This is a genomic window from Terrabacter sp. 05T424 (assembly GCF_056396225.1).
Genome location: NZ_JBFTLB010000003.1, coordinates 99,436 through 122,383 on the forward strand (window position 1 = coordinate 99,436; position 22,948 = coordinate 122,383).

Sequence of the window (22,948 nt, forward strand, 5' to 3'; positions counted from 1 at the left end):
CGCCCGTATGCCGTGGGGCCGGGTCAGCAGTCTCCGTGCGCGCGCACCTCGGTGAGACGCGCGGACAGGAACGCGTGCTCGGCGTCGTTGCCCGCGAGGGCGAGCGCCTCCTCGTAGGCGGTCGCGGCATCCGACCAGGCCCCGAGGCGGCGCAGCAGGTCGGCCCGGGTGGCGCTGAGGTAGGGGTAGGTCGCCACGGTCGGGTCGTCGAGGAGCGGGGCGAGCGCCGCGAGCCCGGCCTCCGGTCCGTCGCGGAAACCGAGCGCGGCGGCTCGGCCGAGCGCCACGACCGGGGAGGGCCAGAGGCCGAGGAGCACGTCGTAGAGGCCGACGACCTCGGCCCAGTCGGTCTCCTCCCAGGTCGGCGCCTCCGCGTGGACCGCGGCGATGGCCGCCTCGACCGTGAACCGGTCGGGCGGCCCCTCGGCGAGGGCCTCACCGACGAGTGCGGCGCCCTCGGCGACGAGCTCGCGGTCCCACCGTGACCGGTCCTGGTCGGCCAGCAGCACGAGCGCCCCGTGGTGGTCGACCCGGGTGTCGCGTCGGGCATCGGCGAGCAGCATGAGCGCGAGCAGGCCGGTCACGCCGGTCGCCTCGGGCAACAGTCCGTGCAGCATCCACCCCATCCGGATCGCGACGTCCACGAGGTCCTGCCGCACGAGGCGGCTGCCGCTCGGCGCAGTGTGACCCGTCGTGAACACGAGGTGGAGAACGTCCGTGACAGGTCCGAGGCGGGCCGCCAGCTCGTCGGGAGGAGGCACGCGGTACGGGATGCGGGCGGCCGCGATCTTCTTCTTGGCACGGGTGATCCGTGCGGCCATCGTCGACTCCTGCACGAGGAATGCCCGAGCCACCTCGGCCGTCGACAGGCCGCAGACCAGGCGCAGGGTGAGTGCCACCTGGGCCTCCGGCGCGAGCGCCGGATGGCAGCAGGTGAACACCAGGCGCAGCCGGTCGTCCGGCACCGGGTGGTCGCCCATGGCATACGGCTCTGTTGCTCCCTCGTCCTGCTCGTCGACGACGAGCATCGGGAGCAGGCGGCGCCCGTGCGCCTCGCGGCGGACGACGTCGCGGGCGCGGTTGCCCGCGACCGTCGTCAGCCAGCCCCCCGGCCGCCGGGGTATGCCGTCGGTCGGCCACCGCTCGAGCGCTCGCTCGAAGGCGTCCTGGGTGCACTCCTCCGCGAGGTCGAGGTCGCGCGTCACCCTCGCGGTCGAGGCGAGCACCCGGGCCCACTCGTCCCGGTGCGCGCGCGCCACGGCGGCGGCGACCTCGGGCGGTGGCACGGACGTCATGACGGACTGTTCAGCCGTGGTCGACGATGGGGCGCACCTCGACGGCCCCGTGCTGCTCTCGCAGCTCGGGCAACATCCGAGCGAGGGTGACGGCGGCGTCGAGGTCGGGCACGTCGACGATGTAGAAGCCGCCGAGCGCCTCTTTCGTCTCCATGAACGGCCCGTCGGTGACGATCGGCGTGCCGTTGCCCGACGCCCGCAGGGTCGTGGCGGTCGTCGCCGACTCGAGCTCCTCACCGCTGAGACGCCCCGCGCCCGCAGCGCGGGAGAAGGCGATGTGGCCCGCCTCCTTGGCCTCGAGCTCCGGGGGAGTCTGGGCGTCCCACTCCTGCTCGCTGCCGTAGATGAGGACGAGGTACTTGGCCATGTCGGTCACTCCTTGGTTCGTGTCTGCCGGACTGTCCGGCTACCCCAACGACGAACGGCTCGCGCCGCCATCGACAGGTCCCGCAGGACGATCTCGCTCCGCTCAGGCCACGTCGCGCCGGCGAAACGTGAGCACGCCCACGACCGCGAGGGCGACCCCGACCACCAGCAGGAAGACCCAGGAATGGGTGTACGAGAGCGGCTGCGGGGCGAACGAGCAGGTGCTGCCCTCGCACGTCTGGGCGAAGTACGTCGAGCCCTTGCCCAGGAAGGCCTCGATGTTCGTGCTGACGGTCCAGGGCTTGAGCCGGCCCTGGAGGAAGGCCTGCGCCGCGATGAGCTCGACGCCGACGGCATACGCGAGAAGCACGCCGACGACACCGGCGGTGTAGCGGAGCACGAGCGCCAGGGCGGCGCCACAGACCCCGGCGAGGACCGCGATCGCCACGACGCGCAGGAGCAGCTGGGGGACCGAGTCCGTGACGGTGGCGGGCTCGGGCAGCACGAGCTCCTCGCCCGGCCGGTTGACCACCGCGACCATGCGCGCGCCGAGGTTGGTGAGCAGCGCGAACACCACGGCCAGGGCGGCTCCGCCGAGAGCGACTGCGGAGAGCTTGCTCAGCGCGACCTTGGTGCGCCGTGGCTGGAAGGTCAGCCAGTTGCCCATCGAGCCGGTGGTGAACTCGGCCCCGATGGCACTCGCACCGAGCACGAACGCGAGGAAGGCGACGAGGTAGGCGGCGGAGGTCGCGATGCCGGCCGTGATGACGTCGGCCACGGGTGGCACCAGGCCGAACTGCTCGAGGGTGGGCTCGGTGGGCGCGGTGATCGAGTCGCACCCGAAGTCGATGGACTGGTCGCCCGACCGTTCCCGTTCGGCCGCCTGGTCCTGCCGGCACTGGGCCAGCATCTGGGGCAGCTGCTCCTTGAAGTCGGCCTGCTGGCGCTTGGTGTCCGCGACGAGGGCCTTGTAGTCGTCGATCTGCTGCGCGAGGCGCTCCGGCGTGCTCGAGCTGTAGGCGTTGTAGACGGCGGCCCCGGTGAAGAGCACGAGCGCGACGACGGCCACCTTGGTCAGGCGCCGCCACCAGAGCCGTCGCAGCTCGACCCCGACGAGACCGGCGAAAGAGGTGCCGGCCGGCCGCCGCTGCGTGCGCGGTCGCTCGTCCGAGGGGAGCAGGGTCTCGCTCATGCCGCACCGCCTCTCGTCTCGGCGGTCGCAGTCGCGCCACCCGCCGCCCGGTCGGCTTGGCTCCCGAGCCCCTGGTCCTCGGTGAGGGCCAGGAAGGCCGACTCGAGGTCGGGGCGAACCGGCACGAGCGCGCTGACGTACAGGCCGTGGCCGGCGAGGGACCGCGTGATGGCGGAGGGGTCCTCGGCGCCGACGAGGAGCTCGTGCCCGTCACGGGTCAGGGTGAAGCCTTCGGCCTGGAGGATCTGCGCGGCGCGCTCGGGGGAGGCCACCCCGACGCGCACCTGCGTCTGCCCCTGCCTGCCGAGGATGTCGGCCACGTGTCCCTCGGCCAGCAGGGTGCCGTGGCCGATGATCGAGACGGTGTCGGCGACCTGCTCGACCTCGGCCAGGATGTGCGAGCTGACGAGAACCGTCTTGCCTTGTGCCCCGAGCGACTTCATGGTGTCTCGGACCTCGCGGATGCCGGCTGGGTCGAGCCCGTTGGTCGGCTCGTCGAAGATGAGCAGGTCGGGGTCCTTGAGAAGAGTCGCCGCGATCGCGAGGCGCTGCTTCATGCCGAGGGAGAAACCGGCATACCGGTCTCGACCGCGGTCACCGAGGTGGGTGGCCTCGAGCACATCGTCGACGCGCTGTCGGGGGCTTCCGATGGCGCCGGCGAGGAGATTGAGGTTCTGCCGGGCGGTGAAGGCGGGGAAGAACTTCGGGGACTCCACGATGGCGCCGACACGGTCGATGACGTGGGGGAGTCGCCTCGGCACCGGCTCACCGAAGAGCTCGGCCGTGCCGGAGTCTGCCCGAACGAGGCCGAGGAGCATCCGGATGGTCGTCGTCTTGCCGGACCCGTTGGGCCCGAGGAAGCCGTGCACCCCTCCGAGCGGCACCGCCATCGACAGGCCGGTGACGGCGACCCGCCGCGAGCCACGGGACAGGTACGTCTTGCGTAGGTTGACGGTGCGGACGGCGGCGTCCATCGATCCCCCTGGTTCGACCGGTTGGTGGTCGCCACCATAAGGGGTCGCTCAGGCGAGTGCGCGGCGGTTGGGCTGCAGTGTCGGCAGGATGTCGGTGAGGTGCTTCTCGACGTGGGGGAGGACCTCGGTCACCGGAACGTCACGGCCCAGCTCGAACGACAGGGAGGTGACGCCCGCCCCGACGATGCCGCACGGGATGATCACCTCGCCCCACGACAGGTCGGGGTTGCAGTTGAAGGCGAAGCCGTGCATCGCCACCTGGCGGCTGACGCGGATGCCGATGGCCCCGATCTTGCGTCGCGGCCCGCGGTCGTCCTCGGCGATCCACGTGCCGCTCTCGCCCTGGACACGACCGGCCTCGACGCCGAAGTCGGCGCAGACCCGGATCATCATCTCCTCCAGGTGGCGCACGTAGCCGACGACGTCGATCGGCGCGGGGAGCCGCACGATGGGATAGCCGGTGATCTGTCCCGGACCGTGCCAGGTGATCTTGCCGCCGCGGTCGACGTCGATGACGGGGGTGCCGTCGTTGGGCCGTTCCTGGGGCTCGGTGCGCTTGCCCGCCGTGTAGACCGCGCGGTGCTCGAGCAGGTAGACGGTGTCGGGCTCCTCGCCGGCGACCACCCTTGCGTGCGTGTCGCGCTGCACCTGCCAGGCCTGCTCGTAGTCGACGAAGTCGGGGTCGAGGCCGAGGTGCACGAGACGCATGCGGTCAGGGTACGCCGTGCGGCATACGATGCCGGAATGCCTCCAGTCGATCCGGCCCCGTCCACCACCCTCCGTGTCGGGCTCGTCGGCTACGGCATGGCCGGCCGGCGCATCCACGCCCCTCTTCTTTCGCGCGCCGGGCTCACTGTCGCGGCCGTGTCGACGTCCGACGCGGCTCGGGCCGACCAGGTGCGGGCCGAGCTGCCCGATGCCGACGTCGTGCCGGATCTCGAGACGCTGCTCGGCGTCGACGGCCTCGACCTCGTCGTGCTCGCGTCGCCGAGCGGGGTGCACGCCGAGCAGGCCCAGCAGGTCATCGAGGCGGGCCTGCCGCTCGTCGTCGACAAGCCGCTGGCGGTCGAAGCGAGCGCGGCGCTCGACGTCGTCGACCAGGCGGCTCACCACGGAGTGCCGCTGACCGTGTTCAACAACCGGCGCTTCGACCCCGAGCTGGCCGCGCTGCGCGCTGTCCGCGACGGCGAGCTCGTCGGTGAGATCTGGCGTGCCGAATACCGTTGGGACCGTTGGCGCCCCGTGGCCAGGCAGGTCTGGCGCGACCAGATCCCCGCGAGCGAGGGCGGGGGTGTGATGCTCGACCTGCAGAGCCACCTCGTCGACCAGGCCGTGCTGCTCCACGGTGAGGTGGAGTCCGTCTACGCCGAGGTGGACTCGCGCACCACGGTGGCCGAGGACGACACGTTCCTCGCCTGCCGCCACACCTCTGGCGTCGTCAGCCACATCATGTCGAGCGCCGTCAACGGTGCGCCGGGGCCGCGTGCCCGAGTGAGCGGGTCGGGCGGTGCCTACGTCATCGGCCGCCAGTTCGACGAGGTGAGCTCGTTCAGCGACTTCGAGAACGACGGCGACCACGTGGGCTGGGTCGTCAGGGGTGACGAGCGTGAGCCGGGGCCGGTCGTGACCGGCGCCGACCAGGCCGACTTCTACCGGGCTGTCGCCGCTGCCCTGGCCGACCACGACCCCCAGGCGACCATGCCGGTCGACCCGCGTGACGCCGTCCACGTGCTCGCGATCATCGACGCCGCCCGGATCAGCGCGCGCGACCGGCGCGTGGTCGACGTGGTCACGCCCGGGCAGACTCCCTGAGCGACCCTGTGGATGGCGCGCTCTCGGGTGGCGCCGACGCTGGTTGCATGAGCGGGTGATCGAGAGCGCGTCAGAGGCGACCCGGAACCTGCACGACGACATCGCTGACAAGGGTGACGTGCCGGACGTCCCCGACGTGCCGGGTCACCGCCTCGACGCGGTGATCGGAGCGGGAGCGTCGGCCGTCGTCTGGTCGGGCGTCGATGCCACCGGCCGCCCGGTGGCCGTCAAGGTGCCGCACCGGGTCCGCGACGAGGTCGACGCCCGCCAGGCCCTGGTCGAGCAACAGGTCCTGACGGCGGTGCACCACGAGCACCTCGTGCCCCTGCGCTCGGTCGTCCCGCTGCCTGATGGGCGCGAGGCGCTCGTGTTCGACCTCGTTCGGGGCGCGCTGCTGCGAGGGATGGTGGGCAGCCGCGGCCACCTGCGCCCGGGCGAGGTGGTCACCGTCCTCACTCCCGTCTGCGAGGCAGTGGCCCACCTGCACTCGGCCGGCGGCATCCACTCCGACATCTCGCCCTCCAACATCACCATCACCCCGGCCGGCCGACCCGTCCTGCTCGACCTCGGGGCGGCCCGCGTCGCCGGCGGCGGGCCGGGCGCTGTCCACGGCACTCCTGGCTTCGTGGCACCCGAGGTGCTGCTCGGCGACGAACCGGGCGACGCTGCAGACGTCTATGCGCTCGGGGCCGTCGCGTGGTTCTGCCTGACCGGCAACGGTGCCCCTGACACGATGGCCCGGCTCGACCTCGAGACGGTCGTGAGCCACGTGGGTGTCGAGCTGGCCGAGGTCATCGCCCAGGCCATCGACCCCGAACCCGAGCGTCGTCCAGGCGCCGCCGAGCTCGCGATCCGGTTCTACGAGGCGGCGCCCGCCGAGCCGGTCGAGGTCGTGGTGGGAGCCGACCAGGCCTCGGCCCTCACCCACCGACTTCGCGCCGAGGCCGAGCGGGACGCTCCGCCGGTGGCCGTCCCCGTCGGTGCGCGTTGGCGCAAGCGCATCCTTGCTGCTGCGCTCGTGGCCGTTCCGGCTCTGGGCGTCGCCGGGTGGGCGCTGGCCGCCAGACAGCAGGGGCCTGCCGCCCCCCACGTGGTGGTCACGACGCCCGCGACGGTGCAACAGCCCCCGAGGCCCTCGAGCTCGCCGGCGACGGCCCCCGCACCGCCACGCCCGGCAACGGCGGCCGCAGCCGCGACGGGCGTCATTGCCCAGGCCCTCCCGCGCACGACGAGCGCCGCCCGAGGCCCAGCGGGGGAGCCGACCCCGCGTCCATCCGACCGGTTGGTCCTCGAGCCCACGAGTCCCGAGCAGCACCCCGAGGACCTCCTCCAGGCGCTGAGCGACCGACGGGCGCGCGCGCTGCTCAGCCTCGACGAGCCTGCACTTGCCGCCGTCCATGCGCCCCACTCGGCGAGCGCCACCAGCGATGTGGCGCTGCTGACGCGACTGCGCGAGTCCCGGGTGCGGTGGGAGGGCCTACGCCTCGAGGTGGCCGAGGCGACCTACGTCTCGGGTGACGGCGCCCACGCGGTGCTCCGGGCCCGAGTGGACTGGACGGCATACGTCGTCGTGTCAGGCGACGGTGCGCGTGCGCACCGGCCGGCCGACACCGGCCGCCTGCTCGACTTCGGCCTGGCCCGGGGTCCTCAGGGCTGGCGGCTCACGGGAATCACGAGCGCACCAGCCACCTGACGGCCTCCGAGAGGTCGGGGTGCTCGAAGGTGAAGCCGCTGGCGAGCAGCGCCGCCGGCTCGAGTCTCTGGCTCGCGACGACGTAGTCGGCGAACTCACCGATGACGGCACGCAGCGCGAAGCGTGGAGCGGGCAGGATCGCAGGTCGTGACAGCACCGCACCGATGGTTGCCGCGATCTCCTTCTGCCGAGCGGCGCCCGGCGCGGCGGCGTTGAAGGGCCCGACCAGCTCGGGATGGTCGACGAGGTGGGTGAGCACGCGTGCCTCGTCGTCGAGGGTGATCCACGGCCACCACTCCCGACCTGAGCCCATGGGGCCTCCCAGGCCGAGCCGGCCGAGCAGCAGCACCGGCTTGAACGCGCCGCCGTCCGGCGCCATGACCAGGCCGGTGCGCACGTAGGCCACCGGGATGCCGGCGTCGACGGCGGGCTGGGCCGCGTGCTCCCAGCCGGTCACGAGGCCGGCGAGGAAGTCCTGACCCGGTGGGCTCTTCTCGGTGAGCACCTCATCGCCGCGGTCGCCGTAGTAGCCCACCGCCGACCCGTTGACGAGCCGGATGGACCGGCCGGTGCGCTCTCGGTGGGCCACGAGCGCGCGGGCCACGGTGCTGGTGGCATCGGTGCGGGACTGTCCGATCGCTCGCTTGTGGTCGTCGTTCCAGCGCCGGTCGCCGATGCCGACGCCGGCGAGGTTGACCACGGCGTCGATGCCCTCGAGGGCGGACTCGTCGAGCCGACCGTGCGCGGGGTCCCATTCGACCTCACCGGGCCCGCTCGGCTGGCGTCGCACCAGGCGCAGCACCTCGTCGCCCCGAGCCTCGAGATGACGGCGAAGCGCGCCGCCGATCAGTCCGGACGAACCGGTGATGGCGACGCGCCTCGTCATGGCGTGCTCCTCATGCGATCGGGCCTCAGGCCTCGAAGCGACCCTCTTCCAGCCGCGCCTTCATCGTTCCGAGGAAGCGGGCGGCGTCGGCACCGTCGACGATGCGGTGGTCGTAGGACAGGGCGAGGTACATCATCGAGCGGATCGCGATCGTCTCGCCGCCGTCGGCGTCGGTGACGACCACGGGACGCTTGACGATCGCACCGGTGCCGAGGATCGCGACCTGCGGCTGGTTGATGATCGGCGTGTCGAACAAGGCGCCTCGGCTGCCGGTGTTGGTGATGGTGAAGGTGCCACCAGCGAGGTCGTCAGGCGTGATCTTGTTGCTGCGCGTGCGCGCCGCGACGTCGGCGATCGCGCGGGCGAGCCCGGCGATGTTGAGGTCACCGGCGTTCTTGACGACGGGGACGATCAGGCCCTTCTCCGTGTCGACGGCGATCGAGAGGTTCTCGGTGCCGTGGTAGACGATCTCGTCGCCGTCGATGCTCGCGTTGACCATCGGGTGCGCCTTGAGTGCCTCGGTGGCGGCCAGGGCCAGGAACGGCAGGAAGCTGAGCTTCGTGCCCTCGCGGGCCTCGAAGTCGTTCTTGACCTTGGCTCGTAGGCGAGCCACCTTGGTGAGGTCGACCTCGACCACGGTGGTCAGCTGTGCCGACACCTGGAGCGACTCGACCATGCGCGTGGCGATGACCTTGCGCAGCCGGCTCATCTTCTCGCGGGTGCCGCGCTTGGGCGAGACCTGCGACGCCGCGGCTGCCGGAGCGCTCGGGGCGGCCGAAGGGGCAGCAGCAGCCGGGGCCGCTGCGGGGGCGGGCTCGGCTGGTGCCTGGGCGGCCTTCGCGGCCTCGGCGGCGTCGAGCACGTCCTGCTTGCGGATGCGCCCGCCGACACCGGTGCCCGTGATCGAGCCGAGGTCGACACCGTGCTGGGAGGCGAGCTTGCGCACGAGGGGGGTGACGTACGCGGCAGCGTCGTCACGCGACGAGCCCCCGGCAGGTGCCGCGGACTCGGGCGACTGCTGTGCCGGGGGACGCTCGGCGTCCGCCGGCTTGCCGGCCGGCTCGGGCGCGTCACTGGCAGCAGTGCTGGCCTCCTCGGCCTTCTCCTGCGCGGGTGCTGCCTGCGCGGGTGCTGCCTGCGCGGGTGCTGACTGCTGAGGAACCGACTCCTGCTTCGGGGCCTCCTGCTTGGGGGCCTCCTGCTCCGGGGCCTCCTGCTCCGGGGCCTCCTGTTTCGGGGCCTCCTGGGCAGGGGCAGACGCCGGGGCGCCGCCGATGACGGCAAGGTCGGCGCCGACCGGGACGGTGTCGTCCTCCTGGACGAGGATCTTGGTCAGGGTGCCGGCAACGGGAGAGGGGATCTCGGTGTCGACCTTGTCGGTCGAGACCTCGAGCAGCGGCTCGTCGACGGCTACCTCGTCGCCCTCGGCCTTGAGCCATCGCGTGACGGTGCCCTCGGTGACGGACTCGCCGAGCGCCGGCATCGTGACCGTCTGGCCCTCGCCACCCTCGGACGACGACGCACTCGCCTGCGGCTGCTCCGCCTGCGCCGCCTCGGGCTCGCTCGTCGCCGCCTGGGGCTCCTGCTCGGTGCTGGGCGCCTCGGGGACGGCCGGAGCGGGAGCTGCCTCGGGCTCGGGAGCCGACTCGGCTGCTGGCGCATCGCCCCCGCCGGAGGGGGCAGCGCCGTCGCCGATGACTGCGAGGTCGGCGCCCACGGGGACGGTGTCGTCCTCCTGGGCCAGGATCTCCTGCAGCGTTCCCGCCACGGGAGACGGGATCTCGGTGTCGACCTTGTCGGTGGAGACCTCGAGCAGTGGCTCGTCGACCTCGACCTGGTCACCGACGTTCTTCAGCCAGCGGGTGACGGTCCCCTCGGTGACTGACTCACCCAGGGCCGGCATGGTCACGCGTTCTGACATGACGTGTTTTCTCCTCTTCCCAGTGTCTGGCTCAAGCGTGTGCGTGCAGGGGCTTCCCCGCCAAGGCCAAGTGTGCCTCGCCGAGCGCCTCGTTCTGTGTGGGGTGCGCGTGGATGAGACCGGCGACGTCCTCGGGGTGCGCTTCCCAGTTCACGATGAGCTGTGCCTCGCCGATCTGCTCGCCCATGCGGGCGCCGATCATGTGGACCCCGACCACGGGGCCGTCGACCTGGCGGACCAGCTTGACGAAGCCCTGGGTGCCGAGGATCTGCGACTTGCCGTTGCCGCCGAGGTTGTACTCGTAGGTCGAGACGTCGCCGTGCTTCTCGCGCGCCTGGGCCTCGGTGAGGCCGACGCTGGCGATCTCGGGGTCGCAGTAGGTGACGCGCGGGATGCCCGACTCGTCGATGACGGCGGGTGCGAGGCCCGCGATCTCCTCGGCGACGAAGATGCCCTGGGCGAAGCCCCGGTGGGCGAGCTGGAGCCCGGGAACGATGTCGCCGACGGCATACACGCCCGGGACGTCGGTGCGCAGCCGCTCGTCGGTGGGCACGAACCCGCGGTCGACGTTCACGCCGGCGGCCTCATAGCCCAGGCCCTCGGTGACCGGGCCTCGCCCGACGGCAACGAGCAGCAGGTCTGCGTCGATGGTCTCGCCCGACTCGAGCGACACCGTGACGACGTCGCCGTGCTGGGTCGCGCCGGCGAAGCGGACGCCCGTCTTGAAGGCGATCTTGCGCTTGCGGAAGGAGCGCTCGAGCTGCTTGCTGATGGCTTCGTCCTCGGCGGCCACGAGACGCGGCAGCGCCTCGACGATCGTCACCTCGGAGCCGAAGCTCTTGAAGACAGAGGCGAACTCGACGCCGATGACCCCGCCGCCGAGCACGACCACCCGTGCCGGAACGTGGTCGATCGCGAGCGCCTGCTCGCTCGTCATGATGCGGCCGCCGATCTCGAGGCCGGGCAGCGACTTCGCGTAGCTGCCGGTGGCGAGCACGATGTTGCGGCCGGTGACACGGCGGTCGCCGACGACGACGGTGTGGGGGCCGTCGAGGACGCCCTCGCCCTCGACGTACTCGATCTTGGCGGCCTTCACGAGCCCCTGCAGGCCCTTGTAGAGGCGGCCGACGACGCCGTCCTTGTAGGCGTTGACGCCGGACATGTCGACGGACTCGAAGGTCGTCTTGACGCCGAACGACGACCCCTCGCGAGCGACATCGGCGACCTCTGCGGCGTGCAGCAGGGCCTTGGTGGGGATGCACCCCTGGTGCAGGCAGGTGCCGCCCAGCCGGCCCTTCTCGACGAGGGCCACCGAGAGGCCCAGCTCTGCCGACCGGAGGGCACAGGCGTAGCCGCCCGACCCCCCACCGAGGATGACGACGTCGTAGTCGCCTGCGGCATCAGCCGACATGCATGGGCTCCTTCTGGTGGATCGCCGGGTCCGACCGTCGTGCAGCGGAGTCCGGGACGTGCGGATGGACGTACGGGTGGGCGTGCACACAGCATCTTGTCATTGATCGTCTGGGACGTCACAGGCAGGTCACGCCTCGCGGCGAGGTCCGCTCGTACGCACCGTCAGACCACGTACAGTGCCGCCATGGGCTGGTTCTCGCGACGCGGCAGCCGTAAGGGCGACGGCCGTCAGGGCCGCTCGGACGGTCCGCAGATGGCGATCGACCGCAAGGCGGTCGAGGTGCACCTGCGTGCCTTCGTCGAGTCCAAGCGTGGCGTGGAGGCGTACGTCGAACCGGCCACCAGCGTCACCACGACGACCATCGTCCTCATCGCCTGGGACGGCGAGTGGACCCGTCGTGCGGTCGGTTCCGCGAAGGACGGCTTCGAGATCAGCCAGAAGCTGGGTGTCCCGGTCTACGACGTCAACAAGACCGGCTACCCCAACCGCATGCGCGAGTGGAGCAAACGTCGCCGTCAGGGCGACGCGTGACCTAAAGGGGTGGACCCGTCCGCCTCTGCCTGACAGGGTGAAAAGAGTTCAGTCCGTGCCGGATCCGGCGCCACAGCACACAGGAGGTCCACCGATGTCCCAGCAGGACGGCTCAGAGAGCGGCCCGAGCGAAGAGATGAAGGCCAAGTTCCGTGCGGCGCTCGACAAGAAGCATGCGCACGGCGGCAAGGACGTCTCCGACGACAACGACCGCTCGAAGGTGCACGGGGCGCACGGGCCCGCCAAGGCGCAGCAGATGTTCCGCCGCAAGTCAGGCGGCTGAGGGCCCCACCTCGTCAACCGGCGAGCGGCCACGATGTGCCGCCTCACCGATGTCGAAAGGCCAGGACGCGCCGCGCGTCCTGGCCTTTCGACGGTCACGAGGGGGCCACGAGTGGCCTCTCGCCGGTAGTGGTGGCTGTCAGAGATAGGACTCGGCGACACCGACCAGGGTGCGCACGCCGAAGCCGGTGCCGCCCTTGGGCCAGTAGCCGGCGGGGGCCTTGTCGTTGAACGCCGGCCCGGCGATGTCGAGGTGGCTCCACGGGATGCCCTCGCCGACGAACTCCTGCAGGAACAGGCCGGCCGTGAGCATGCCACCTTCGGGGCCGCCCTTGTGGGCGAGGTCGGCGTTGATCGACTCCAGACCGGGGCGCAGCTCGGCCGGCAGGGGCATCGGCCACATCGCCTCGCCGACCGTCTGAGCCGCCTCCAGCACGCGAGCGCGGAACGCGTCGTCGTTCGACATGACGGCCGCCGTGTTGGCCAGGGCGACGACCTGGGCGCCGGTCAGCGTGGCGACGTCGACGATCGCGTCCGGGGTGGTCTCTGAGGCCAGTGCGATGCAGTCGCCGAGCACCATGCGGCCCTCGGCGTCGGTGTTGAGCACCTCGACCGTCTTGCCGCCGCGCATCGTCACGACGTCGCTCGGCCGCTGGGCCGTCGAGCTCGGCATGTTCTCGGCGAGACCGAGGTAGCCGGTGACGGCGATCGGCAGGCCGAGCTCGGCGATGGCCAGGACGGCCCCGGCGACGGCTGCGGCACCGGCCATGTCGCACTTCATCGTGATCATGCCGTTGGCCGGCTTGATGCAGAGGCCGCCGGAGTCGAACGTGATGCCCTTGCCCACGAAGGCGATCGACGCCTTCGGGCGGCTGGGGGCGTAGCTCAGGACGGCGATGCGCGGCTCGTTCGCCGAACCCTGCCCGACGCCGACCGTGCCGCCGAAGCCGCCGGCGCGAAGGGCCTTCATGTCGTAGGACTTCAGCTTCACCTTGCTGCCCTTGATGCGCTCGGCGAGGGAGTCGACGAACGTCTCGGGGTAGAGCAGGTTGGGCGGGAGGTTCACCAGGTCGCGGGTGTACGCGACCGCGTCACCGAGCGCGGCCGCCCTCTTGACCGCCTTGCGTGAGGCCGCGTCGGCCGGACCGACCAGCGCGACCGCAGCGACGACGTCGGTGCTGGTCGTGCCGGCCTTCGAGACCGCATACGCCCCGAGGGCAACACCCTCGGCGACGGCCGAGACCAGCTCGACCGACGTGCCCGGAACGACGACCGCGACCTTCTTCTTCTTGCCCAGGGCTCGGATGGCGGCGCCGAGTCCCTTGCGCACCTCCTCGAGAGCGGCGGGCGCGGACGACAGGGCGCCCACGCCGGCGAGGACCACGAGCTTGGCCGTCACCTCCGGCACGGCAGCAAGGGTCGTGACCTCGCCCACCTTGCCGGCGAGCTCGAGGTCGGCGACGACCGACTTGAGGTGCGAGACCGTCTTGCGCGGCAGCCCGTGCCCGGGAGCCAGGCCGGCGCCGCTCTCGCCCGGCACGATCGCGACGACGAGCGCGTCACAGGGCGTGTCGGCGGCCGAGCGGTTCGAGATGGTCAGGTTGGCCACGAGGACTCCTTTGTCGGTGTGCATCAGGACGCGCGATGACGTCGCGCCCTCAGGATGAGTCGGCGTGCGCGTGCGCTCGGGGTCGTGCGCACCACGCTGCCGCTGGTGGCGGCGTTCGATGATAACGAGCGCAAGGGCGCCACCCGGCGAGCGGTAGGTTGGCGCCCATGACGACAGCGACGTCGGGGACCGCCTCCCCGCTGACCTCACCCCTGCACGACCGCCACGTCGCCCTCGGCGCGAAGATGGCCGACTTCGGTGGCTGGGACATGCCGATCGAGTACCCCGGTGGCGGCGTCGTCGCCGAGCACACCGCGGTGAGGGAGCGCGTCGGCATCTTCGACGTGAGCCACCTCGGCAAGGCGTCGGTCGTGGGGCCCGGCGCGGCGGACTTCGTCAACTCCTGCCTGACCAACGACGTGCGCCGCATCCAGCCGGGCTCGGCGCAGTACACGCTCTGCTGCGACGAGTCGGGTGGCGTGGTCGACGACCTCATCGTCTACCTCAAGTCCGACGACGACGTCTTCCTCATCCCCAACGCCGCCAACACCGCCGAGGTCGTGCGTCGCCTCCAGGCGGCGGCACCCGAGGGGATCACCGTGACCAACCTGCACCAGGACTACGGCGTCATCGCGGTCCAGGGCACCAGGAGCGACGAGGTGCTCGAGTCGCTGGGGCTGCCGACGGGCCACGACTACATGTCGTTCGTCGAGGCCGACTGGCAGGGCCACCCGGTCATCGTCTGCCGCACCGGCTACACCGGTGAGCGTGGCTACGAGCTCGTCCCGCGCTGGGACGACGCCCCCGCGCTCTGGGACGCGCTCGCCACTGCCATGGAGCCGTTCGAGGGCAAGCCGTGCGGCCTCGGGTCGCGTGACACCCTGCGCACCGAGATGGGCTATCCCCTTCACGGACAGGACCTTTCGCTCGACATCTCTCCGGTCCAGGCTCGGGCCGGCTGGGCCGTCGGCTGGAAGAAGGACGCCTTCTGGGGCAAGGAGGCCCTCGCGGCCGAGAAGGCCAACCCCACCCGGCTCATGCGCGGCCTTCTCGTGACGGGACGCGGTATCCCTCGGGCGCACTGCGCGGTCTCGCGCGACGGTGAGGCGGTCGGCGAGGTCACGTCGGGCACGTTCTCGCCGACCCTCAAGCAGGGCATCGCCCTGGCGCTCCTTCACCCCGACGTCGCTGACGGCGAGACGCTCTCGATCGACGTGCGCGGTCGCCCACTCGAGGCGACGGTCGTCAAGCCGCCCTTCGTCCAGGTGCAGGTCCGCGAGGCCTGAGCCGCCGACCCAAGACGTATGCCGGGTGGGCGCCCTCTGCGCCCACCCGTGACCTCTCGACGATCGGGGCGTGTCGAGCGGCCGGTGTCAGGGTGTTCAGCGGAGGAGCTCAGCCCCGACGGAGGCGCTGACGAGGGAGGCGGCCAGCGAGATCTCGATGGCCGCGCCGATGACGTCGCCGGTCACGCCCCCCAGCCGGGGCACGGCGTGCCGACGGACGGCGACGGCGGCACCGGCGGCGACCGCCACGACGAGCGCGTGAGCTGCCGCGACGGCATACAGCGACTGCTCGGTGGCGTGCCCGGCAAGAGCGCCGGCCCCGGCCGCGACGACGGCGACCACGCTGACGAGGAGTGTCAGGGCACGCCGGGAGACGGTGCCGGCCACGCCCTGCCCCAGACCCTTCGGCCGAGCGGCCGGAATGCCGCGTCGGGCGCACAGCGCGCACGCGAGCCTGCTGGCAACCAGGGCGGTCACCGCCAGCGAGGATCCGACGCCCGTGGCGAAGAGCGTTGCAAGACAGGCGGCGTCGAGCAGCAGCGTGAGCACCAGCGCAGCAGCCCCCGCCGGGCCGGTGTCGCCCCGACGCATGACGTCGAGCGAGCGTGCAGGGTCGTGTCCGGAGGTCAGGCCGTCGGCGAGGTCGGCGAGACCGTCGAGGTGCAGGGCCCGGGACAGCAGGGCGGTGACGACGAGGGCGAGGCCCGCGGCGACTGCAGCCGGCAGCACCGAGATGCCTGCGAGCAGCCCGAGACCGACCCAGACGAGCGCGGCGGGAAGGGCCGTGACCGGTGCGAACAGCATCGCGCCACCCAGCACCCGCTCGTCGACTCGGCGCGGCGGCCCGACGCGCAGGGCCGTGAACGTGCCGAGCGCGAGCCGCCAGGCATCACGCATCGAGCGTCCTCGGCCGCGGCTGCGTCGGCACCACGGGCGCGTCCGACAGGTCGATCACGCGCCCGGCCACCACGAGGTGGACGCCCGCCGCCACCGACGAGACCTGGGCGTTCAGGCGCCCGAGCTCGTCCTGGAAGAACCGCCCGGACGCCGTCGTGGGGACGAGCGACCAGCCGACCTCGTTGGTGACGACGACCACCGGCACGGTTGCAGCGCAGAGCGACTCGACGAGCCGGTCACCGGCGGCGTGGACGACCTCGGCGGCGGCGACGAGGTCGTCCCACCCTGACTCGTCGACGAGAGCCGTGAGCCAGGTGCCGAGGCAGTCGACGAGCAGCGGCCCTGCGGCGGTGTCGATCGTGGCCGCGACGTCCGCGGTCTCGACGGTGCGCCACGACTCCGGCCTGCGCGTGCGGTGGTCCGCCACCCGACGGCTCCACTCGGGGTCGTCAGGTGTCGCGCGGCGGCCGGTCGCGACGTAGGTGACCGACTCGGACAGCCAGAGGAGGTCTTCGGCGTGGCGGCTCTTCCCACTGCGCACGGGTCCGGTGACCAGGGTCGTGGTGGCGGCTCGACGCGGCGCCGCAGACGTCATCGCGCCCCACCAGCGTCCTGCAGCGGCTTCTCGGCGGTGGGTGCGAAGACGACGGGCACTCCGAACGCGGCCCGCCGGGCGCCCCGACGGAAGACGCGAAGCAGGGCTGGACCGCCCACCAGCACGAGCACGGCGTTGAGCACTCCGCGGGGCAGGTCCCAGCCGAGCGAGGTGGTCACGTAGAAGAGCGCGTAGTGACCGAGGTTGTCGACGAGCGACGCCCCCGGCACGAAGCCCATGCCGGTCGGCGCACTGGTGCCGAGGAACGGCCAGAACCACAGGTTCATGAAGACGCCGTACGCGAGTCCGGTGACGAGGGCGTACGCCGCCACGAGCCAGCGCTCGGCGCGGCCGCCGGCGCGGACCGGGAGGAGTCCTGCCCCGAGACCGATCCCGCCCGCGCAGATCATCTGGAACGGCAGCCAGGGCCCCACGCCGCCGGTCAGCAGGGCGCCGGTCGTGACAGCCAGCGCACCGGACACGAAGCCGACGCCTGGGCCGAGCACGCACCCCGCGACGATGACGATGAAGAACATCGGCTCGAGGCCGGCCGTGCCGGCGCTGAGCAGTCGTAGGGCGCCGCCGGCTGCGGCGGCCACCCCGAGCACGGCGATGGTCTTCGCGTCGAGGCGCCCGGCGGTGACCTCGGCGAGGCAGACGACGGCGAGCAGGGCCAGCAGCAGTGCGAACAGCCAGGGGGCGTCGTTGCCGTGGTCGCGGGCGACGTCGCCGGTGACGAAGAAGGGCCACGTGAAGGCGACCAGGCCGACGACACCCACCACGGCGACGGCGACGACGGCCGGCCAGCGCAGCGGGATGACGCGACGGGTGGTCATGCGATCCGCTCCAGTGCACCCGCGACCTCGGCGACGGTGAGCCAGGTCTGGGGGAGCAGCACCTTGGTGACCTGGGGGGCGAAGGCCGGCGAGGACGACAGCACCTCACGGGCGGGTCCGTCGGTGACGACCTCGCCGTCGGCCAGGATGACGACGCGGTCGGCGATCTCGGCCGCGAGCTCCACGTCGTGGGTGGCGAGCACGACGGTGGTGCCGGCCGCGGCGAGCCCCGTCAGCACCTCACCCAGCCGTCGCTTCGCTCCGTAGTCGAGCCCACGGGTGGGCTCGTCGAGCAGCAGGACCTCGGGAGAGCCGGACAGGATCACCGACAGGGCGAGCTCGAGGCGCTGGCCCTCCGACAGGTCACGGGGGTGCGTGGTGGGGTCGATGCCTCCCGAGATGCGGTCGAGGAGGGCGCTGCAGGTCCCGGCGGGGGCGGCGAAGTCGGAGTCGGCCGCGGCGCACTCGCCCACCACGGAGTCGGCGTAGAGGAGCAGCTCGGGCTGCTGCGGCACCAGCCCGACCGTGCGCACCCGGTCTCTGGGCAGCGTGGCATGGGGGTCCGTCGCAGCGGCCCCGACCCTGACGCGGCCGGCGGCAAGCCGGTGCTGGGCGGCGATGGCACCGAGCATCGTCGACTTGCCGGCCCCGTTGCGCCCCATGAGCGCGGTGACCGAGCCTCGCGAGACGGTGAGGTCGATCGCATCGAGCACCGTCCTGCCGCCACGCCCGACCCGCACCCCGTTGAGCACGACCGCGTCGTCGGGACCGATGACCCGACGGTCTGACGTCGTGACAGGTGTGGACCCTCCCAGCGCCTCGCGCAGCGAGGCCGCCTTGCGACGGGCGTCCCGGATCGACAACGGGGTGGGGGACCAGCCGACGAGCCGCGACAGCCCGACGACCGGCGGGAAGATCTGCGAGCGCAGCATCGCCTCGGCAGGCTCGAGCAGCTCGGACACGTGGCCGTCGTCGACGAGCAGCACCCGGTCGGCGTGGTGCACCACCCGTTCGAGCCGGTGCTCGGCCAGGACGACGGTGACGCCGAGGTCGTGGACGATGCGATGCAGGGATGCGAGAACCTCCTCTGCCGCAACGGGATCCAGTGCCGAGGTGGGTTCGTCGAGAACGAGGACCCGCGGGCCGGCGGCGAAGAGGGCTGCGATAGCCACGCGCTGCTGCTGACCGCCTGACAGCGCGCGCAGGGATCGCCCACGCAGCGGGGTCAGCCCGAAGAGGTCGAGGGTCTCCTCGACGCGGCGGCGGATCGTCGTCGGGTCGAGTCCCATGGTCTCCATGCCGTACGCGACCTCGTCCTCGACGACGTCGGTGACGAACGTCGAGGTCGGGTTCTGCTCGACGAGGCCGACGACGGTGGCGAGGTCGCGGGGACGGTGCTCGGCGGTGTCGAGGCCGTCGACGGTGACCCGCCCGGTCAGGGTGCCCCCGCTGAAGTGCGGGACGAGGCCGTTGACGGTGCGCAGCAGCGTCGACTTGCCGCTGCCGGTGGGCCCGACGACGAGGACGAGCTCGCCCTCGGGGATCTCCAGCGTGACGTCGTGCAGGCTGGGGGACKGGGCGTCGGCGTACTGGACCGACACGCGGTCGAAGGTGATCACGGCGCGGCCTCTCGCGGCGGCGGGGTCGCCCACGCGGGGATGGCGGCCACCAGCACGGCGACCACCGCGAGCAGGGGCAGGGCCGGCAGCTCGGCCTGCTGCGACGGCACGACGCCGTCCCAGCCCTGCACCGACCCGACGACGAGAACGGCCGCCGGCACCAGCCCGGACGCCACGGTCACGGTCTCGGTCCACGCCCAGCGGTCACGGCGGTGGCCGGAGCGCACGTCGCGCGAGGCGCCCACCACGAGGCTCGCCGTCGCGAGGGCCGCCCCCAGCACGAGCACCGGCAGGCCCAGCAGGCCGCCGGCGGAGGCGTCGAGCAGCCCGTACAGCCCGGCGAGCACGCCGACGAGGCCTGCGAGCGCCAGCCCGGTGGCCGTGCGCCGGCTGGTGGACGACGACGTGACGGCGCGCCCGTAGCCGCGCGACTCCATCGACGCGGCGAGCCCCAGGGACCGCTCGAACGCCGTCTCGAGCACCGGCACGGTGAGCCGCGCCGTCTCGCGCAGCCCGCGGCCGTCGCGACCGCGAAGAGTGCGGGCGGCCCGGACGTCGCGCGCGTCCGTGAGCAGCTGCGGCGCGAAGGTCAGGCCGACGACGACGGCGGTGCCGACGTCGTAGAGCGTGGCGGGCAGGTAGCGCAGCAGCCGGCGAGGGCTCGCCAGGGCGTTGGCCGCACCGAGGCACGCGAGGATCGCGCCGAGCCGGAGGGCGTCGTAGGCGGCATACAGCAGCGCCTCGAGCGTGATCGCGCCGCCCAGCCGGACGTTGGCCGCCCAGTCGGGGAGCGGGACGCGTGGCAGCGTGACGACCACCGTGTCACCGACGATGCCGTTGCCGAGCACGGCGGTCATGACGAGGCGGAACGCGAGGATGACGGCACCGATGACGAGGAAGGCCGGCAGCGGGTTGGGCGTGGCCGGGTCGTGGCGTTCGCTGACGACGAGCACGCAGACGCCGATGACGAGCAGGAGCACGGCCGGGTTCGTCGTGCGTGAGGCAGCCGTCGCGAGGCCCAGCCCCCAGAGCCACCAGGCTGCTGGGTGCTGGAGCCGCGCACGCTGCTGTGTCACGCCGGCGTCGTCTCCACGGCCTCAGCCGTCCTGGCGGGCGCGGGCGCGGGCGCGGGAGCGCGAGCGGAAGACGAGGTAGCCGATGAGCGCGAGCAGCACGATGATCGCGATGACGTATGCCGTCGTGTTCGTTCCCGAGCTCGCTGCGGTGGGGGCCGCGGCGACGTCGGAACCGGTGCTCGCCGACGCTGGGGTCGACGCCGCTGCAGTGGGCGTGGCGGCCGGCGCCGCGATCGTCACGGGCTGGTCCGGTGCCTTCGCCTCCGGGGTGACGGTCTTGACGGGCGCCCCGCACTCCGTCGCCGGGTAGCCCGCGACACCGCAGACGAGACCCTTCTCGGTGCGCACCTCGCCCGCGGCTGCGAGCACGACGGAGCTCGTCGCGTCCGTCGCGACGACGGCGCACACCGCCTTGGGCTCGGGGGGCGTCGCGTTGTCCGAGGAGTCGGCGGGTCGTCCGAAGTCGACGACGACACCGACGCGCTTCTTGCCCGTCTGGGCGGGGGTCGCGGCGCAGATCTGGTCGAAGGTCAGCACGGCCCGGGGGAAGCGGGTCGAGGCCTCGTCGGCAACGGCGAAGCGCCAGCCGTCGACGCTGCCGTCCTTCGGAACCGTCTGGTCCGAGCCCTTCTGGGCGAAGGCCCAGGCACCGTTCGTGAGCTGGTAGAAGCCCCAGAACCGGAAGGCAGCGGCGTGAGCCGGTGCGACGGTCAGGGCAGCGAGGCAGGCCGCCACGAGGGCGGCGAGCACGACTCGCAACGGGGCACGACGGGCAACGGACACGTTTCCTCCTCGCGGGTCGGACACCGTGTCGGGTTGGTGGCTGCTGCCGGCCCGGCGGGTGACTCCGGTCCGCATTCCACGACAGACTGACAAAGGAGCCGGTGGGACGCGGGTTTTCCGGCTGGTCACCCCGGGCCGCGCAGCGGCAGGGGGATGGCATCACGGTTGCGGGTCAGCGCCGGAGTCGCACCGGCTTGCCCCATCGTCCTTCGGTTACGCGAACCGTGGCACGGTGGCCTGCCGCACGTCAAACACGGCGCCGTCTAGGGTGGCCGTATGAGCGCTGACTGGACCTGGCTGTTCCTCGACGCCCACGGCGAGCCGATGCAGGGGGAGGGGCTCACGACCAGCGGCTTCCCGACCCAGAGCGACGCCGAGAGCTATCTCGGCGAGTCGTGGAAGGAGCTGCTCAAGGGCGGTGTCGAGGCGGTCACGCTCCGCGAGGACGGCACCGACGTCTACGGCCCGATGAGCCTGCGGGCGTCCGAGTGAGCCGGACGGCGACGGCGGCGCTGTCGGCCGGCCTCGAGCGCGACCTGCTCGCCCGCGTCGTCACCGCCCAGCGGTCCTGGCGTGCCCCTGGGGTCAGCGTCGGCGTCGTGCGTGACGGAGCCCTCGTGTGGTCGGCCCACGTCGGATCGGCGCGTGTCGGCGAGCAGCCGGCTCCGGCCGGCGACGACACCCAGTTCATGATCGGCTCGGTCACGAAGACGTTCACCGCGCTGGCCGTCATGTCGCTGCGTGACGAGGACCGGCTCTCGCTCGACGACACCCTCGACGCGTACGTTCCCGGCAGCAGGCACGCACGGGTTCCCCTGCGGCAGATGCTCGCCCACGCCTCAGGGCTGCAGCGCGAGCCGGTCGGCAACATCTGGGAGAGCCTCGAGGCGCCCGAGCGCGAGGCGTTCCTCGCCGGCGTGGAGGAGGCCGAGCAGGTGCTGCCGGCCCACCATGCGTTCCACTACTCCAACCTCGCGTACGGGCTGCTCGGCCAGGTCGTCGAGCGAGTCACCGGACAGGACTGGGAGGCGGTCGTGCGCGAGCGCGTGCTCGACCCGCTCGGGATGACGCGCACCGGGCTGGCGCCGGCCGACGACCGCGCCCTCGGCTACCAGGTCGACCCGTATGCCGGCACCGCCCGCGAGGAGCCGCTCTTCACGCTCAACGCGACGGCGCCGCTCGGTGGCCTCTGGTCGACCGTGGCCGACATGGCCCGCTACGCCGCCTACGTCGCGACACCCGACGACCGGGTCGTCAGGCCAGAGACGCTCGACGAGATGTGCCGGCCGATCATCATGACCGACGTCGACGGCTGGGGCGGCGCCTACGGCCTGGGCTTCGGCATGGGCCGGCGTGGCGACCGGGTCTTCGTCGGCCACGGGGGGGCCATGCCCGGCTTCCTCACCGGGCTGCGGGTGCGCCGCAACGAGGGCATCGGGGCGATCGTCTTCGCCAACGCGACGTCTGGGGCGCTGACACTCGCCCTCGCGACCGACCTGGTCGAGGCCGTCGTCGATGCCGAGCCGTCGCTCCTGGGCGCCTGGGTTCCCGAGGTCGACCAGCCCGCGCTCACCGAGCTGCTCGGGCTCTGGTGGTCCGAGGGCTCCCCCCTCACCTTCTTCGTGCGCGGGGGTCAGCTGTGGTCACGGCTGAGCGACGACGACACGCTCTCGGAGACGAGGTATGCCGCAGAGGGTCCCGACCGCTACCGCGCGGTCGAGGGGCGCGAGCGCGGCGAGGTGCTCGACGTCGTCCGGGACAGCGACGGCACGGTCCAGAAGCTCTACTTCGCCACGTATGCCGTCACGCGAGAGCCCCTGGCGTTCGCCGACCTGCAGGACTGACCTGCAGGACTGGCCTGCAGGGTCGGTCCGGTGGGCT

22 protein-coding genes and 1 riboswitch are annotated in these 22,948 nt (G+C 72.3%); of the genes, 7 read left to right on the forward strand and 15 right to left on the reverse strand.

The features are described from left to right. Positions 1-23 precede the first annotated feature (23 nt). From AC1DE0_RS09620 to lipB, 5 genes are all read right to left on the reverse strand, one after another. Positions 24-1,295 (reverse strand): RNA polymerase sigma factor, encoded by a 1,272-nt coding sequence (locus AC1DE0_RS09620; protein ID WP_478099749.1) that lies wholly within the window; start codon positions 1,293-1,295, stop codon positions 24-26. Between the two features lie 10 nt (positions 1,296-1,305). After that, positions 1,306-1,662 carry a YciI family protein gene (locus tag AC1DE0_RS09625; RefSeq protein ID WP_478099751.1) on the reverse strand — a complete coding sequence of 119 codons (357 nt, stop codon included), beginning with the start codon at positions 1,660-1,662 and terminating at the stop codon, positions 1,306-1,308. Positions 1,663-1,764: 102 nt separating this feature from the next. After that, positions 1,765-2,853 carry an ABC transporter permease subunit gene (locus tag AC1DE0_RS09630; RefSeq protein WP_478099753.1) on the reverse strand — a complete coding sequence of 363 codons (1,089 nt, stop codon included), beginning with the start codon at positions 2,851-2,853 and terminating at the stop codon, positions 1,765-1,767. After that, positions 2,850-3,827, reverse strand: a complete 978-nt coding sequence (locus tag AC1DE0_RS09635) for an ABC transporter ATP-binding protein (RefSeq protein ID WP_478099755.1) — start codon at positions 3,825-3,827, stop codon at positions 2,850-2,852. Before AC1DE0_RS09635 ends, AC1DE0_RS09630 begins: the two co-directional genes overlap by 4 nt. A gap of 48 nt (positions 3,828-3,875) precedes the next feature. Beyond that, entirely contained in the window at positions 3,876-4,535 is a 660-nt protein-coding gene (gene lipB, locus AC1DE0_RS09640; RefSeq protein ID WP_478099757.1) for a lipoyl(octanoyl) transferase LipB, read from the reverse strand. A 36-nt stretch (positions 4,536-4,571) separates the two neighbouring features. Between lipB and AC1DE0_RS09645 the strand changes: the two genes are divergently transcribed. Continuing rightward, complete coding sequence (locus AC1DE0_RS09645) at positions 4,572-5,639, forward strand: Gfo/Idh/MocA family protein (RefSeq protein WP_478099759.1); 1,068 nt, start codon at positions 4,572-4,574, stop codon at positions 5,637-5,639. A 55-nt stretch (positions 5,640-5,694) separates the two neighbouring features. After that, on the forward strand, positions 5,695-7,332 hold the full coding sequence (locus AC1DE0_RS09650) for a serine/threonine-protein kinase (RefSeq protein ID WP_478099761.1): 1,638 nt from the start codon (positions 5,695-5,697) through the stop codon (positions 7,330-7,332). On the opposite strand, the gene AC1DE0_RS09655 is transcribed toward AC1DE0_RS09650, so the two are convergent. The 3 genes from AC1DE0_RS09655 to lpdA are packed head-to-tail and all read right to left on the reverse strand — an operon-like array spanning position 7,310 to position 11,550. Further along, entirely contained in the window at positions 7,310-8,218 is a 909-nt protein-coding gene (locus tag AC1DE0_RS09655; protein WP_478099763.1) for a TIGR01777 family oxidoreductase, read from the reverse strand. The two genes, AC1DE0_RS09650 and AC1DE0_RS09655, sit on opposite strands and share 23 nt — an antisense overlap. Before the next feature lie 25 nt (positions 8,219-8,243). Beyond that, on the reverse strand, positions 8,244-10,139 hold the full coding sequence (gene sucB, locus AC1DE0_RS09660) for a 2-oxoglutarate dehydrogenase, E2 component, dihydrolipoamide succinyltransferase (protein WP_478099764.1): 1,896 nt from the start codon (positions 10,137-10,139) through the stop codon (positions 8,244-8,246). A 31-nt stretch (positions 10,140-10,170) separates the two neighbouring features. Continuing rightward, positions 10,171-11,550: a dihydrolipoyl dehydrogenase gene (lpdA, locus tag AC1DE0_RS09665; RefSeq protein WP_478099766.1), complete on the reverse strand. Its 1,380-nt coding sequence runs from the start codon at positions 11,548-11,550 to the stop codon at positions 10,171-10,173. A gap of 186 nt (positions 11,551-11,736) precedes the next feature. Here lpdA and AC1DE0_RS09670 point away from each other — a divergent pair, with 186 nt between their 5' ends. Both AC1DE0_RS09670 and AC1DE0_RS09675 read left to right on the forward strand, forming a co-directional pair. After that, on the forward strand, positions 11,737-12,084 hold the full coding sequence (locus AC1DE0_RS09670) for a hypothetical protein (protein WP_478099768.1): 348 nt from the start codon (positions 11,737-11,739) through the stop codon (positions 12,082-12,084). Positions 12,085-12,178: 94 nt separating this feature from the next. Continuing rightward, positions 12,179-12,367 carry a DUF5302 domain-containing protein gene (locus AC1DE0_RS09675; RefSeq protein WP_442292472.1) on the forward strand — a complete coding sequence of 63 codons (189 nt, stop codon included), beginning with the start codon at positions 12,179-12,181 and terminating at the stop codon, positions 12,365-12,367. A 138-nt stretch (positions 12,368-12,505) separates the two neighbouring features. Here AC1DE0_RS09675 and AC1DE0_RS09680 read toward each other — a convergent pair whose 3' ends face one another. After that, complete coding sequence (locus AC1DE0_RS09680) at positions 12,506-13,975, reverse strand: leucyl aminopeptidase (protein WP_478099770.1); 1,470 nt, start codon at positions 13,973-13,975, stop codon at positions 12,506-12,508. A 167-nt stretch (positions 13,976-14,142) separates the two neighbouring features. Here AC1DE0_RS09680 and gcvT point away from each other — a divergent pair, with 167 nt between their 5' ends. Then, on the forward strand, positions 14,143-15,261 hold the full coding sequence (gene gcvT, locus AC1DE0_RS09685; RefSeq protein WP_478099772.1) for a glycine cleavage system aminomethyltransferase GcvT: 1,119 nt from the start codon (positions 14,143-14,145) through the stop codon (positions 15,259-15,261). A 96-nt stretch (positions 15,262-15,357) separates the two neighbouring features. Here gcvT and AC1DE0_RS09690 read toward each other — a convergent pair whose 3' ends face one another. Genes AC1DE0_RS09690 through AC1DE0_RS09715 form a run of 6 tightly spaced genes read right to left on the reverse strand, consistent with a single transcriptional unit; the run spans position 15,358 to position 21,067 of the window. Next, a complete protein-coding gene (locus tag AC1DE0_RS09690) occupies positions 15,358-16,158 on the reverse strand; it encodes an adenosylcobinamide-GDP ribazoletransferase (RefSeq protein WP_478099773.1) in 801 nt (266 codons plus the stop codon). After that, complete coding sequence (locus AC1DE0_RS09695; protein WP_478099775.1) at positions 16,151-16,753, reverse strand: bifunctional adenosylcobinamide kinase/adenosylcobinamide-phosphate guanylyltransferase; 603 nt, start codon at positions 16,751-16,753, stop codon at positions 16,151-16,153. Before AC1DE0_RS09695 ends, AC1DE0_RS09690 begins: the two co-directional genes overlap by 8 nt. After that, positions 16,750-17,589, reverse strand: a complete 840-nt coding sequence (locus AC1DE0_RS09700; RefSeq protein ID WP_478099777.1) for an ECF transporter S component — start codon at positions 17,587-17,589, stop codon at positions 16,750-16,752. The genes AC1DE0_RS09695 and AC1DE0_RS09700 overlap by 4 nt, the downstream gene beginning before the upstream one ends. Continuing rightward, positions 17,586-19,208: an ABC transporter ATP-binding protein gene (locus AC1DE0_RS09705; protein ID WP_478099779.1), complete on the reverse strand. Its 1,623-nt coding sequence runs from the start codon at positions 19,206-19,208 to the stop codon at positions 17,586-17,588. The genes AC1DE0_RS09700 and AC1DE0_RS09705 overlap by 4 nt, the downstream gene beginning before the upstream one ends. Further along, positions 19,205-20,284, reverse strand: a complete 1,080-nt coding sequence (locus AC1DE0_RS09710; RefSeq protein WP_478099781.1) for an energy-coupling factor transporter transmembrane component T — start codon at positions 20,282-20,284, stop codon at positions 19,205-19,207. The genes AC1DE0_RS09705 and AC1DE0_RS09710 overlap by 4 nt, the downstream gene beginning before the upstream one ends. Positions 20,285-20,305: 21 nt before the next feature. Continuing rightward, positions 20,306-21,067 (reverse strand): SCO2322 family protein, encoded by a 762-nt coding sequence (locus AC1DE0_RS09715; RefSeq protein ID WP_478099783.1) that lies wholly within the window; start codon positions 21,065-21,067, stop codon positions 20,306-20,308. Between the two features lie 108 nt (positions 21,068-21,175). Next, a riboswitch (cobalamin riboswitch) is annotated at positions 21,176-21,290 on the reverse strand. A 53-nt stretch (positions 21,291-21,343) separates the two neighbouring features. On the opposite strand from AC1DE0_RS09715, the gene AC1DE0_RS09720 reads away from it, so the two are divergent. Together AC1DE0_RS09720 and AC1DE0_RS09725 are read left to right on the forward strand one after the other, a co-directional pair. Further along, positions 21,344-21,559, forward strand: a complete 216-nt coding sequence (locus AC1DE0_RS09720) for a hypothetical protein (protein WP_478099786.1) — start codon at positions 21,344-21,346, stop codon at positions 21,557-21,559. Next, a complete protein-coding gene (locus AC1DE0_RS09725; RefSeq protein ID WP_478099788.1) occupies positions 21,556-22,911 on the forward strand; it encodes a serine hydrolase domain-containing protein in 1,356 nt (451 codons plus the stop codon). The genes AC1DE0_RS09720 and AC1DE0_RS09725 overlap by 4 nt, the downstream gene beginning before the upstream one ends. Positions 22,912-22,948 lie beyond the last annotated feature (37 nt).